Source organism: Desulfonatronospira sp., assembly GCA_003563255.1.
Taxonomy (GTDB): domain Bacteria; phylum Desulfobacterota; class Desulfovibrionia; order Desulfovibrionales; family Desulfonatronovibrionaceae; genus Desulfonatronospira.
Window position 1 is genome coordinate 1 of sequence record PWSL01000492.1, and the last position, 14405, is coordinate 14405.

A 14405-nucleotide genomic window follows, 5' to 3' on the forward strand; every position below is an offset into this window, starting at 1 on the left:
AAACTGCACAGCCTGACCAAAGGAGACCGTATAGGGGTGCGTGCCCCCCTGGGCAACTGTTTTCCCTATGAGTCCATGAAGGGCAAGGATATCTTGATAGTAGGCGGAGGTATAGGCATGGCCCCTTTGCGCACCCTGCTTCTGTTCATGCTGGACAACCGCGACGACTACGGCCGGATTCAGCTCCTTTACGGGGCGCGCAGCCCCCGGGACATGGCTTTCAGTTACGAGCTGCCGGACTGGCTGGAGAGAAAGGACCTGGAAACGGTGCTGACCATCGACAACGAGGCCGAGGGCTGGGAACACCGGGTGGGACTTATTCCCAACGTACTCCTGGAAATGGCTCCCACGCCACACAATGCCATAGCTGTGACCTGCGGTCCGCCCATAATGATCAAGTTTACCCTGCAGGCCCTGAAAAAGCTGGGCTTCGAGGACAACCAGATAATCACCACCCTGGAAAAGCGCATGAAATGCGGCATAGGACTTTGCGGCAGGTGCAATATCGGCACCAGCTATGTATGCGTGGACGGACCCGTGTTCAGCTACGAAGAGCTTCGGTCCCTGCCCAATGAGCTTTAGGCAAACAAATAATTGAAGCAAGGAGAATAAGATGGCCGGTTTTTTCAAGGCGGCGGAGATCGTCGAAGCAGCCGTAAATATTGAACAACAGGGGCAGGCTTTTTATACCAGAGCCGCAGAAGCGGCCAAAAACCCGGATGCCAAGGATTTTTTTCTGTACTTCGCCAAGGAGGAATCCAGGCACGAGGAGATTTTCCTGAAATTCAAGGAGCGCCTGGGCAAGGCCGAACTGCCTGCCTGGAGCAACAATGAGGAATACAGTCAATATCTGGCAGCACTGATAGATTCCCATTCCATTTTTTCTCCGGATCTGCAGAAAAGGCTTGCTGATGCCCAGGATGAGAATGAAGCCATACGCCTGGCCATGGGCTTTGAGAAGGATACAATTCTTTTCTTTATGGAAATGCGGGAACTTGTCCCTGAATCCGAGAAAAAATTCGTAATGCAGTGCATAGACGAAGAACGCTCGCACCTGCGTAAGCTGGCCGGCATGTTGACTTAGATGATTACAGGGATTGATCAGGACTGTAAAACAGATGCATAATGTTGGGTTAACGTTATGAAGAACCCGAGTTGCAGCTTGGTCGTTAATAAATTTTAATTTCTGCATAAACCGTCAACTGCATACAGACTCAACCCTTAGAAGGAGGTATTTTCATGGACAAGATCTTGAGAATCAACGTGGGGGCCCCGGGCGGTCCCAAGGCCACTGAAGAACCCATCGGCGACTATGCCGGAATGGGCGGACGCGGCATGACCACTTCTGTGGTCTACAAAGAGGTTCCCCCGGACTGCCATCCCCTGGGACCGGAGAACAAGCTGGTAATCGCCCCTGGTCTTATGAGCGGATCGGCGGCTTCTTCATCCGGACGTATGTCCGTTGGCTGCAAAAGTCCACTTTCCGGGACCATCAAGGAGTCCAACGCCGGCGGCACAGGGGCCCAGGCCCTGGCCAGGCTGGGATATGCCGCGGTCATCCTGGAAGGCGAACGCCAAGGAGATGACCTGTACAAAGTGGTCATCAACGACCAGGGCGTCACCCTGGAAAAGGCCAACGACCTGAAGATGCTGGCCAACTACGACCTCATCGAAAAGCTAAAGCCGGTGCACGGGGAGAAGGTTTCGGTCATCTCCATAGGTACTGCCGGGGAGATGCGCATGTCCAACTCTTCCATAGCCGTCACCGATCCTGAATTCAGGCCCACCAGGCATTGCGGCCGCGGCGGTGTAGGAGCTGTCATGGGCTCCAAGGGCATCAAGTGCATTGTTGTGGATGCTTCTGGTGCCAAGACCCGCAAGCCTGTCCGCCCGGACGAATTCAAGGAATCCAACAAGAAGTTCGTTGAAGGCCTCAAGGGCCACGCAGTCACCGGACAGGGACTGCCTGCCTACGGCACCAACGTGCTCACCAATATCTTAAACGAGGCCGGCGGCTACCCTACTTACAACTTCAGGGAAGGCCGCTACAAGCACGCCCAGAACCTGTCCGGGGAACTGCAGGCCGAAAACATGAAGAACCGCGAAGGCGGCCAGCCCACCCACGGCTGCCACCGGGGGTGCATTATCCAGTGCTCCGGTATATACACGGACAAGGACGGCAATTACATGTCCAAGCAGCCTGAATACGAGACCGTCTGGTCCCACGGCGGCAACTGCGGCATCGACGACCTGGATGCCATTGCCAGGCTGGACTACCTGGATGATCATTACGGCCTGGACACCATCGAGATGGGCGTGACCATAGGTGTGGCCATGGAGGCAGGTGTGATTGAGTTCGGTGATGCCGAAGGGGCTATTAATCTGGTGCACGAAGTGGGCAAAGGCACACCCCTGGGGCGCATCCTGGGCGCCGGGGCCGCCACCACCGCCCGCTGCTTCGGCATGGAGCATGCTCCAGTGGTCAAGGGCCAGGCTTTGCCTGCCTATGACCCCCGCTCGGTCAAGGGCATCGGGGTGACCTATGCCACATCTACACAGGGGGCGGACCACACTGCCGGCTATGCAGTCACCGCCAATATCCTCAAGGTAGGCGGAGACGTGGATCCTCTGCAGACCGGAGGCCAGGCCGAGCTGTCCCGCAACCTGCAGATAGCCACTGCAGCCCTGGATTCCACCGGGTTCTGCCTGTTCGTGGCCTTTGCCATCCTGGATCAGGGCGAGACATTTGAGGCCATGGTGCAGACCATCAATCATATGTACGGACTGGATATGACCGGTGATGACGTAGTGGCCCTGGGCCAGAAGATCCTCAAGATGGAGAAGGAGTTCAACGAAAAGGCCGGGTTCGGTCCTGCACACGACCGTCTGCCCAGATACTTCTCCCGCGAGCCCCTTGCTCCGCATAACGTGGTCTTTGACGTGCCGGACAAAGAACTGGACAGTGTCTATAACTTCTAATCAGTATTGAAAAATACAAATTAAAAAGAAGGAAGGCTCCAGGGCCTTCCTTCTTTTTTCTGGAAAGAGCCATGACTTATACAGCAAAGTACCCGGAACCTTATTACAGAGACATGTTAGGTCTGCCTGTGTTGATGCTTGAGCATGAGGCCCCGGAGCAGTTCAGCCTGCTGTTGCAGCAGGGTTTTTTCATGCCGGTGCCCAGGATCTGTTCCTTGAGGGAATTTCTTTGCGAACTGGTAGGGGTCTGCGGTGTTTACACCGAAAAGAGCCTGCAGACCATTTTCCTGGACGGATCAGCAGTAGATGACATTGATCAGGCCATGATCAGGCCCGGTTGCAGGCTGGCACTTTCTGCAGCCATGCCGGGTCTTGTGGGGGCCACCATGCGCCGGGACGGCTTTTTGAAGCGCATGCGCGAGGGTATTTCCCTGTCCAGTCGCCGGGAAGAGGGTTCGGATATACAGCAGGATGCCTCTTTTCGCATCCAGGTGCGCCTTTACAATGCTGTCGGCCGGGACCTGGCCGGCCTTTTTCTGCACCACGGCATCATGGTATCTTCTCCGGACCTGGCAGAGTTTTTCAAGTCCAGGCCGGATAGCTTTTTCAGGCACTTGAGAAGTATCAGGTTTCAGGGCACAAGCCTTCCAGTCCAGCAGTCCGGGCTTGATTTCAGCTGCCTGCCTCAGGGGGATGTAGTCCTGCGGCTGGCCATGGAACTGGAAAATAGAAAACAACAGAGCCAGCTCTAACGCGGACTGTGCCCGCACCCCAAGATAAAGAAGTGCTCGTATCCGACAATTGGGACAGTCCCCGCGACAACACTTGTTCCCAGGCTCCAGCCTGGGAACACCATTTTTTGTGGCTCCAGCCACATTTTGAAGAAGCGGCTGGAGCCTGGGAACGAGGGGTGTCAGTTACTTATCGGTTCGGTCCCGGCCCCCCCGGGTGAGACGCTTACAAATCCCAGGTTCTACTCCGGCTCGATTTTTTTTTCGATCTCCGCTCTGCACAGCTCAAACTGTCTTTCCAGTTCAGGCACAAGGCCTTCAATTGCATCAAAATCTCCTGCATTTGCAAGGCTTTCCATCTTTCCGGCTGTCTCGCATATGGCCATGCACCCGGTATTGGCTGAATTGCCCTTGAGGGAGTGGGCCGTTCGAGCTGCTTTCCGGGCATCTTTGCCTTCCAGGGCCTTTTTGAGCTCTTCAATTTTGGAGGGAACATCCTGAAGGTACATGGCTGCGATCTCCCTGGCCATTTCGTGGTCGTGATCCAGCCGGTACAACAAGGCCTGGTAGTCAAATTCACGCACTGAGGGGGGTGCATCCGCCAAGGTGCTGCAGGAGGCTTTACCCGCATCATGGACTGATTCAGTCTTATCTTCAAAATCCATTTTTTCCAGCCAGTTGCCAAGCACCCCGGCAAGCTCCTGCGGGTTTATAGGTTTGGCAACATAATCGTTCATGCCGGCCTCGATACACCTTTCCCTGTCCCGGTGCATCGCCCCGGCGGTCATGGCGACAATAGGAACGAAAAACGATGAATGATGAGCGATTAGTGCCGGTATTCCTGAATTGAGAGATTCCTTGAGGTCCTGCTGTTTAATATCTTCTTCAGCCTGCTTCATGCTCCAAGCCTCATGCTCCATGCCTCTTATCCTTTGAGTGGCTTCCAGTCCGTCCATCTCCGGCATCTGCACATCCATCAGGACCAGGTCATAGGCCCTGGCCTGCAGTGCCTCTACAGCTTTAAGGCCGTTATCCACAATATCAACGCTTAGTCCCAGTTTTTTCAATAACCCTGCAGCCACCAGCTGGTTGACCGGATTGTCCTCTGCTACCAGCACATGTCCCTTGAACCTGTCAGGCACGGCCTGCTCTCTTTTGATCTCCCGGGCCAGGTGCCTTGTGATGATGGGACGACTGGTGTCCTTACCGGCAACAGCAAGAACAGTCACCAGTGTGTCATAAAGCTCGGACTGACGCACCGGCTTGTTCAGATAGGCGTCAAAGCCCAGTCTTTCAAAAGCCCCGGCATCGCCCGGACGCCCCAGGGAAGTAAGCATGACCAGGGGCAACCCCCTGAACCGGTCGCTGCTCCTGATATTCCGGCCCAGCTCTTCTCCGTCCATTCCGGGCATATGCATATCCAGAATGGCCATAGCAAAGCAGTTTTCACTGTCACATATCCGGTCCAGAATACGCAGGGCCTCGTGGCCCTCTCCGGCCTGCTCCACCCGGGCTCCCCAGGCCTCAAGCTGTTGTTTGAGGATTTCACGGTTGGTCTTATTGTCATCCACTATAAGTATATGCTTCCCCTGCAGGTCTCCAGACAATGCAGAGTGGTAAGCTTCTGTGGTATTTTGCCGGACAAACCGGGCTGTAAACCAGAACTCTGATCCATGTCCGCAGGTGCTGTTGATGCCCATTTCACCGCCCATCAGCTCGACCAGTTGCCTGGAAATGGCCAGTCCCAGCCCGGTACCCCCGAACTTGCGGGTGGTGGAGGTGTCCACCTGGGTGAACTTGTCAAAAAGCAGACCGACCTTGTCCTGGGGAATGCCGATTCCTGTGTCGCGGACCGTGAAAAGCAGTGTGCTCATTTGTGGTTTGTGACCGGTGATCAGTGCTGGATCATGGCCGGCCTTTTGAGATCCGCTTTCGGCTTGCCGCTTACCGCTCTCCCCTTGATCAATCCCAGCATTTATTGCCGTCATCTGCACCCTGACCACCACTTCTCCCTGCTCGGTAAACTTGATGGCATTGCCCACCAGGTTGGTTAATATCTGGCGAAGCCGTCCCGGGTCGCCCTGAAGCAGGGCAGGCACATCCGGATCAGGCAGGCAAATAAGCTCCAGACCCTTTTCGTGTGCCCTTACAGCCATGATGGAGGCAAAGTCCTCGAGCAGATAATGCAGGTTGAAGTTCACGTTTTCCAGCTCCAGCCGGCCGGCCTCGATTTTTGAAAAATCCAGGATATCGTTGATCAAAGCCAGCAGGGCCTCTCCGCTGCTCTGGATGGACTCGGCCAGGCTGCGCTGCTCCGGACCAAGCTCGGTATCCAGCAGCAAATCGGTCATTCCGATGACCCCGTTCATAGGGGTGCGGATCTCATGACTCATATTGGCCAGGAATTCCGACTTGGCACGGGTGGCCTCCTCGGCCTTTTCCCTGGCTTTATCCAGGTCCAGTTGAGAATTTTTGAGCTCAGTGATATCCATTATATGCCCGGCGACTTTAGTGATACTGCCGGACTCATACACCGGCTGCGCTGCTGTGCGCAGCCATAATCTGCGCCCCGTGGCTGTGACAAAGGGGAATTCAAGATCATAGGACACGCCTTTTTCTGCACAATCCTTGAATGCTGAAATAATTACAGGTCTGTCATCCTTATAGTAGCATGCAAGACTGCTTTGCAGCAACACCTTGGAATCATTTATATAATGGTCCGGATCAAAATCATGAATCAGATAGGTGCCTCTTGTCCAGATCATGGCCTGAGAGTCAATATCCCATTCCCATCCACCAACCTTGGCCATTTTTTCCGTAGACGCGAGAATTTCCTGCTGCTTTTGCAGTTCCTCTTCCATACGTTTTTTTTCGGTAATATCGGTCACCAGGGCGAAAGAGCCAATGAATTCACCCTGTTTGAACATCGGTGTGGAAGAAACAGTCGTCCAGACAGTTGAGCCGTTCCTGTGAAGCAACCTCAGTTCATATTTTCCGTCTTTTCCAAGCTTACGTTCTTCCCATATTTCCGAAAATTTATCCAGGTCCTCGGGATGGATAAAATCCCAGACACTCTGCAAAATAATTTCCAGGGGGAGGTAGCCGAGCATCTCCGCCATAGTACTGTTCAAATAGATTATACGGCCGTTTTTATCCAGCATTCTTATGCCTTCATTGGCATTCTCAACGATGTGCCTGTATCTCTCCTGGGTTTGAAGAAATAAGTCTTCGGTCTGTTTCTTTGTCGTCACATCCCGGCAACAGTAGAGGTATGTGCCTCTATCATGCAGTTCAACAGGAACAAGCTTGATGTTCACCAGCAAATGGCGGATGCGTCCATCCAAATCTCTTATTTCACACTCGCGGTTGTTCACCTCTGGCTGTTTATCAGTGAGTTCCCCGGGCTTAATCAGGCGGGAACCCAGGATACTCTCGATATTACCAATTTCCAGCAGTTCATGGTCTGAGCGTTTAAAGATTACATCGGCATTGGGGCAGACATATGTCAGGGAGCCTTGATCATCGGTTAAAAAGACAGCGTCATTTATGCTGGCTAATATATTTCGGTAGAAAAATTCCTGTTGTCGCAGTGATTCTTCCGCTACTTTGCGCCTGGTGATATCAGAATGCGTACCTGTCATGCGCAGGGCCTTGCCGGACTCGTCCCGCCGTACGGCACTACCCCTTCCCAGAATCCAGACCCAGTCTCCATTTTTGGCCTGCATGCGAAATTCTACTGCAAAAGAATCGGTTAAGTTCTCCTTGCAGTTCATAACCTTCTGCAAAGCATTTTCTTTATCTTGTGGATGAAGAAGATCCAGCCAGGTTTGCAAATGCGGGTTGAGTTCCTCCTCTTCATATCCAAGCATCTCAGCATAGCCTGGACTGAAATATAACTCCCCGGTGATCACATCCCAGTCCCACAGGCCGTCTTTGGTGGCTTCCATGGCCAGGGAAAAACGCTCCTTGCTCTTGATAAGGTCCTTTTCGGCTGTTTTGCGATCGGTGACATCATGGATAATTGAATAAAGAAAGTCTTTATTCCTGCCCTCAATCCTGCTGCTGTATACCTCTACATTACGGATGGATCCATCAGCCAGGCGATGTTGGAACTCAAAAAAAAGCTTATCCATGGACCTGGCCTTTTCCATTTCTTTACCCAGTTCTTCAGGGGCAAGTGTGTTTATTTCCTGGATAAACTTGTTCTGCATCTCGTCACGCGACCAGCCGTAAAATTCTGCGGCGGCATGGTTGGCATCAATAATGGCCCCGGTATCCGGATCAACCATCAATTTCACGGCTGCATGGTTCTCAAAAAGGCTTTTGAAAAGTTTTTCACGATCTTTAAGTTCGTCTTGTTGTTTTTTTAGCCTGGTTATGTCCTCAAAAGTGGAATATGTCTGAAAAGGAGTTGTTGCCGCCGGCTGAAACAAAGGAATGGAGGTGATAGACAACCAGATATGGGTACCCCTGGCAGGATTAAACACCCCCATTGTCACAGGACCCACAGTCTCACCGGTTCTAAGAGCGATCATGGACGGATGGTCTGACCCCGGCACATCTGATCCATCTTCTTTGATCATCTTCCAGCAAGGATCCATGGAGGTCTTGCCGTGCATCTCCTGGAAAGAAAGTCCCAGTATCTTCTCTGCGGCCGGGTTGGCTGAGATGACTGTTCCATCGGCTGCCTGATAAACAACACCCTGGGACATGGTTTCAAAAAGGCGGCGGTGCTTTTCTTCACTGTCACGCTGTGCTTCCCCGGCCTGTTTACGCTTGCTGATATCCGAAACAAACCACAGATAATGGTTTATACCTCCGTAATGATCCCGTCGTATTGTAACATTGATGGAGGACCAGAGCACAGATCCATCTCTTCTGTGCAGACGGCTCTCAAAATTCTGCATCTGGTCATGGGTTTCAAGCTTGTTTATCAATGTTTCCATGTCCCGGGGATCAGCAAAAAACCGGGCGATATCAGTAATGGAGTCAAGCAGTTCCTGGGGGGCTTCATAACCATGCATCCGGGCCAGGGCATGATTTGCCGAAAGCAGGCGGCCTTTCGGGCTGGAAGTAAAAATGCCTATCGGGGCATCGGTGAATATTTCCCGGCAATAATCGGGGTTGGGCCCGAACTGGCTTGGGGACATGCAGTTTTTAGACATCATTGGCTCCATGAAGATTGGCTGCTACAGAGAAACTTATAGGGGTATCTGTTCAGCGCTTTTAAGGAAAGCAGGGGACAGGCACTCCGGGACCCACTTGAGCATCAATTTGTGCTCAAAATGACTCATTTTCTGGGACAAGTGGGTCCCGGAAGAGCCGGTCCCCCTCCAGGCTGTATGCCTCCGGGCAGGAGGCCATGCCACATCCAAGGCGCTAAACAGATACGTCTGTTATTTTCATCAACAAAAAATCAAGGGCTGGGGTGCCTGCCCCCTGCATTCCAATAAAATTTTACAACCTGTCTCAAAGGCTAAACTGTTACAAAATATTCAGCATTGAGTAAAGTTTTAAAGGTTTCAGGCTGTGTACGGTAGGTCATAAGGGTTCCTTTCAGGACGTGCTATTTTTCAAAAGTAATAAAGACAGCAAAAACAAGACCAATAGGATATCTCATAAGCATAATTCATACTGCATACTGCATATTGTATCAAGAATATAAACACTACTGCGACATTTTATTTAAGCTGGAAGGGGAACAGCCCGGGGACAGTCCCCGGGACACCTTTTCTGAACAAATACAAAATTACAGATGCGAAGTTTTATGAACCTGTACAGTCAGTACTTAGCGGCAGACTGTCCCCGGGCCTGGTGCCAGAAACTACCACTGCGGCCCCTCTGAATGCTTACACTTGTCTCATAAACCAAGACTTAAGGCGGACATAGCCCGGGTTTGACTTATTCATGAGATCATGTCAGAAAAATAAGAACCACGTTGAGACGCCTGGCTGGAAATCTTTGCAGAAGATAAGGACTTTCAGAGGGTGTTTGATAAATATTACCTCTCGTTCCCAGGCTGGAGCCTGGGAACGAGAGGTAACCAGGAACGAAGAACCAGGAACCAGGAACGAAGAACCAGGAACGAAGAACCAGGAACGAAGAACCAGGAACCGATTTTAACGACCAACATGTTTGTTTGAAATCTGTGCTAAGCGTCTAGTGCCCCTTCCACTGCCTGTATTAATCGGAGAAAACCAAGGTGGACAATCAACATTTATTCAAAGACAGCGGGCTTCTTGTCCGGAGAGATGACCAGGACTGCCTTGAAGCCCTCAAAAACGCCCCCATGGGTATATTCACTTCTACGCCTGAGGGGCGGCTGCTCTCGGCCAACCCTGCCATGGCCCGGATCTTCGGCTATGATTCACCCCAAGAATTAATTGAGTCAATTACTGATATCGCTCAACAGATGCACGTAGATCCCTATGACAGAGAAGAAATTAAGCGTATTTTGAGAGAAAAGGGCGAAGTATTAAACTACGAATGCCGGATGCTGCGCAAGGATGGGTCCATTGTCTGGACCTCTAGAAATGCCAGAGCAGTCTGTGATGATCTCGGCAATGTCGTCCATTATCAGGGCTTTGTTACGGATATTACAGAGCGAAAGCGGGCAGAACAGGATCTGCAGGAAAGGGATGTAAAACTGGACAGTATCCTGACAAATTTGGAGGATGCAATCTGGTCTGTTGGCTATCCAGACATAAAATCTATTTTTATCAGCCCTGCTGTAGAAAAAATATATGGTCTTTCTGTCCAGATGTTTTTTGAGGACCCCTTTCTCTGGCATAAACTGGTTCACCCTGAAGATCAGCAGAGTTTAGAAGAAACCCTGTTCGAACTCACAGAGAACGGTGTTCTTGTAAGAGTATGCCGCATAATCCGGCCTGATGGAAAAGTCAGATGGATTTCCGACCGCAGCAGGATGGTCTATGATGCTGATAATCGCCCCATCAGAATTGACGGCATTGTTCGTGATATCACCAGGCTGAAGCAGTTCGAACTGGAACTGGAAGCAACCCGCAAGGACTTATCCACCATTCTGGATACAGTCCCGGCCATGGTATGGAGAAAAGACAGGGACGGCAAGTATATTCATGGCAACAGGCTGTTTTGCGATACAGTGGGCAAGGAACTGAAAGACATTCAAGGAAAGAGCGATTTTGATATTCATCCACAGGAAATCGCTGTGAAGTATCTGAATGACGACAAGCAAGTGCTGTCTTCAGGACAACCTGTCAGAAATATTTCTGAACCCCATAGAAAATCAACCGGGCAGACAGGATGGAGCTTCACTGAGAAACTGCCTTATTATGACCAGGACGGAAATATTACCGGCACCATAGGTTTCGCTCTGGACATCACCGACCTCAAGTCAGCAGAGATGGAACTGCTCTTAAAAGACCGGGCCATTGAATCTTCCATAAATGCAGTAGCCATGGCTGACCTTAATGGTGCTGTCACCTATGTTAATCCTGCTTTTCTGGATTTGTGGGGTTACCAGACCATCTCTGAAGTTCTGGGCAAGCCCGCGGTTTTTTTCTGGGAATCAGAAGATGCTCCTGCCAGTGTAATTGAAACCATTTATACTCAGGGCTCATGGCAAGGAGAGATGACCGCCAGGCGCAAGGACGGTGAATTGTTTTCAGTAGAGCTTAATGCCGGGCTGGTAGTTGACAGGGACGGCAATCCTCTTTGTATGCAGGCTTCATTCATTGAAATTACTGAAAGAAAAATGTCTGAGCAGCGCATCCGGCACTTGAATGCAGTTCTGAAGGCCTACAACAAAGTCACCAGGATTATTTTCCATGCCCGGGATCAAAAGCAGATGCTGCAGGATGTCTGCCAGGCCCTGGTGTCCACCAGGGGCTATTACAATGCCTGGATCATCCTGCTGGACAGCAGACATAACGTTACAGACTGGGGCCAGGCCGGCCTTGACGATCATTTCCCTGCTCTGCTTGCAGCATTTCAAGAAGATAATAAGCCTGAACGTGCTCTAAATGTATTATCCTCGCCTCTCATGCAGGTTATCAGGGATCCCGGGAATGAATGCAGTGACTGCCCTCTTGGCGAAAGCTATGCAGGCAGGTCCGGTTTCTCTGTGCGACTGGAAGTTGAGGGCTTTGTCCTGGGGTTACTCACTGTTTCAATACCTGAAAACCTGGCCGTGGACAGCGAAGAGCAGGAACTGTTCACCAACCTGGCCGGAACCATTGTCCAGGGGGTTCAGAGAATCCGTCTGGAAAAGATCCGCCGCACTCAAAGAGAACGCCTGAAGCACTATGAACGAATCATTTCCAGGATCAACGATCCCATGTCCCTGGTGGGCACTGATTACAGGTATATCATTGTAAATGATGCATATTTGCGGGTGTTTGGTAAATCCCGGGAAGAAATCGAAGGGAGCACTGTAGAAGATTTGCTGGGGAAAGATATCTTTCAAAACAAGGTCAGGCACCATCTGGACAAGGCCCTTTCGGGAGAGGATGTGGTGTTCGAAGATGCTTTTCCTGACAGGGATGGTTCGTTGAAATATAGAATTATGAATTATTACTCATTTCATGATAAAAATGGTCAAGTCGCCGGAGTTGTTTCAACAGCCAAGGATATTACAGCTCTTAAACAAACCGAGGAACAACTCATACGAGCCAACCAGGCACTCCAGAAATCCAATTCTGAAAAAGACAGGCTTTTTTCCTATGTGGCACATGATCTCAAGTCGCCCATTTCCGGCTTTGTGAACCTGACTCAGGTATTATCCGAGGATATTAAGGCTTTTTCCCTCCAAGAACTTGAACAAATGACCAGGGAAATGCACAAGAGTTCGGAAAGTTTGCATGCTCTTCTGGAAGATCTCCTGCAATGGGCCAGGATGAAACAGGGGCTACTGGTTTACACACCAGAATCAGTCTGCCTGAATGATATCGTAACCGCTGGAATTTCTGTTGCCAGGAATGTGGCTGATCAGAAAGAAGTCGATCTCTGGGATAATATCCCCAAAGGAATGAATCTTTTTGCTGATCAGAAAATGATATACTCAGTCATTCGCAATTTGATTTTCAATGCCATTAAATTCACGCATCGGGGTGGAAACGTGTCCATCCATGCCCATCAGCAAGGTTCCATGGTCAGGGTGATGGTTCATGATGACGGGGTGGGCATGGATCAGGATACCTTGGCCGGGTTGTTTGCCATGAAACAAAAAAAATCTGTCAAAGGTACTGAAGGTGAAAAAGGAACCGGCCTGGGGCTTGCTCTGTGCAAAGAGTTTGTGGAGAAGCATGGAGGACAGATCTGGATAGAAAGCCGGCCTGGTCAGGGGACCACAGTATATTTTACAGTGCCAGGCAGCAGTGAAGTAGATGTTTAGTGACTTACTCCTGAAACCCTGTCACAAAAAACAAGAAAAATTGTAACAGTTCAGCCCTTTTTAAGGAAAGCAGGGGACAGGCACCCCCGCACTTATTTTTCTGAAGGATGATTGACAGGTTTTAAAAATAAGTGCGGGGAGAGCCAGTCCCCGGAGGTCAATCGTAAGTTTCTCTGTAGTGTTACAGTCGGTGATTAAAGTATGCAAGAGCCTGAAGGTTACGTTTTTTTCAGATCCTCAATAATTTTTTGCAATTCGCTGAAGCCGTATGGTGCACCATGCTCCCCCCTTCAACTTGAGCATCCAGATGCGGAAGCTGATCAAAGATGGAATCCCGAAGGGGGGCGAAGCCTCGGCGGGCTCTTTACTCTGCTTGCAATCAGTCTCAAGGTGGGCAATCAGGCCTGGCTTGAAGCCATACGCTTCCCTAGCTCCCGGGCACGCTGGCAATCCTGGGGAAAGACCTGATGGTGACGCTGATATTTGGCTTCCTTGTCGAACATTTTGGCTTCGTAGAGATCGTAGTCCGGATATTGCAGGGTGTCCGTGGAGAGCAGCAATTCGCATGAACCGAAGTGGAGCTGCAGAAACTTCTTTGTCATGTTGAAAACCTGATCAAAACCCATCTCCTGGATTTTGTTTTCGGGTACGTTCATGGTGTAGATCATGGCGGTATTGATCCGCTTGGGAAAGAGCGATATCCGGTCTGGATCGTATTTCAAATATGGAAAGCAGAGCCGTTCCAGGAAGGCGCGCGTTCCAGAGGATTCAGTGCCGTAGTACACAGGCGTGCCTATGATCAGGGCATCACAGTCTTGAACACGGTCCAGAACCGGGGAGAGGTCGTCCTGTAGGGCGCAGACCCCGTCCTCCTCCCGGTCCAGTCGCTTGCATGCAAAACAGCTAATGCACCCGGAAAAATCAAGGCTGTAGAGCTGGACCAACTCGGTCCTTGCCCCAGCGGACTCTGCTCCCTGCAGGGCGTGCTCCAGCAGGGTTACGGTATTCCATCCCTCTTGCCTGGGACTGCCGTTAAAGGCCATTACTTTCATGCCAAACCTCCTGACATGTTTATGGGATGCGAATTGCTCCGGCAATACCTGGAGCAATCCTTATGGCATATAGAGAATATGCACTATGTCAGGCTCTATGTCTACCAAATAGCTTCCATGCTTGAGGTATACCCGAGCTCTACTCTGCTGCCCTTGACCCAAAAAATAGGAACTTTTTAACACTACAGCGAAACTTATAAAATATAATATTGATCTCACTTGGGGACAGGCACTTTTGCCGGTTGATAAATAACAATTGCTCCAAAAAAT

The 14405-nt window shown here is 50.8% G+C and carries 8 protein-coding genes; 6 read left to right on the forward strand and 2 right to left on the reverse strand.

What is annotated here, in order from left to right; translation table 11 throughout:
- The 4 genes from QZP87_RS14385 to QZP87_RS14400 form a co-directional block, all read left to right on the forward strand.
- The coding region (locus tag QZP87_RS14385) for an FAD/NAD(P)-binding protein (protein WP_291323616.1) at positions 1–582 on the forward strand (582 nt) is incomplete at its 5' end.
- A 31-nt stretch (positions 583–613) separates the two neighbouring features.
- A complete protein-coding gene (locus tag QZP87_RS14390; RefSeq protein ID WP_291323617.1) occupies positions 614–1084 on the forward strand; it encodes a ferritin family protein in 471 nt (156 codons plus the stop codon).
- A 155-nt stretch (positions 1085–1239) separates the two neighbouring features.
- Positions 1240–2979, forward strand: a complete 1740-nt coding sequence (locus QZP87_RS14395) for an aldehyde ferredoxin oxidoreductase C-terminal domain-containing protein (RefSeq protein WP_291323618.1) — start codon at positions 1240–1242, stop codon at positions 2977–2979.
- A gap of 71 nt (positions 2980–3050) precedes the next feature.
- A complete protein-coding gene (locus QZP87_RS14400; protein ID WP_291323619.1) occupies positions 3051–3731 on the forward strand; it encodes a hypothetical protein in 681 nt (226 codons plus the stop codon).
- Positions 3732–3952: 221 nt separating this feature from the next.
- Here QZP87_RS14400 and QZP87_RS14405 read toward each other — a convergent pair whose 3' ends face one another.
- On the reverse strand, positions 3953–8887 hold the full coding sequence (locus QZP87_RS14405) for a PAS domain S-box protein (RefSeq protein ID WP_291323620.1): 4935 nt from the start codon (positions 8885–8887) through the stop codon (positions 3953–3955).
- Positions 8888–9701: 814 nt separating this feature from the next.
- Here QZP87_RS14405 and QZP87_RS14410 point away from each other — a divergent pair.
- Both QZP87_RS14410 and QZP87_RS14415 read left to right on the forward strand, forming a co-directional pair.
- Positions 9702–9833 (forward strand): hypothetical protein, encoded by a 132-nt coding sequence (locus QZP87_RS14410; protein ID WP_291323621.1) that lies wholly within the window; start codon positions 9702–9704, stop codon positions 9831–9833.
- Between the two features lie 79 nt (positions 9834–9912).
- Positions 9913–13083: a PAS domain S-box protein gene (locus QZP87_RS14415; protein ID WP_291323622.1), complete on the forward strand. Its 3171-nt coding sequence runs from the start codon at positions 9913–9915 to the stop codon at positions 13081–13083.
- A 398-nt stretch (positions 13084–13481) separates the two neighbouring features.
- Here QZP87_RS14415 and QZP87_RS14420 read toward each other — a convergent pair whose 3' ends face one another.
- Positions 13482–14135, reverse strand: coding sequence for a flavodoxin family protein (locus QZP87_RS14420; RefSeq protein ID WP_291323623.1), 654 nt, complete (start codon positions 14133–14135; stop codon positions 13482–13484).
- Between the last annotated feature and the right edge of the window lie 270 nt (positions 14136–14405).

Coding starts and splice junctions, on each gene's coding strand:
- QZP87_RS14400 (WP_291323619.1), top strand. CDS start 3,051: ATGACTTATACAGCAAAGTACCCGGAACCTTATTACAGAGACATGTTA.
- QZP87_RS14420 (WP_291323623.1), bottom strand. CDS start 14,135: ATGAAAGTAATGGCCTTTAACGGCAGTCCCAGGCAAGAGGGATGGAAT.
- QZP87_RS14390 (WP_291323617.1), top strand. CDS start 614: ATGGCCGGTTTTTTCAAGGCGGCGGAGATCGTCGAAGCAGCCGTAAAT.
- QZP87_RS14395 (WP_291323618.1), top strand. CDS start 1,240: ATGGACAAGATCTTGAGAATCAACGTGGGGGCCCCGGGCGGTCCCAAG.
- QZP87_RS14405 (WP_291323620.1), bottom strand. CDS start 8,887: ATGGAGCCAATGATGTCTAAAAACTGCATGTCCCCAAGCCAGTTCGGG.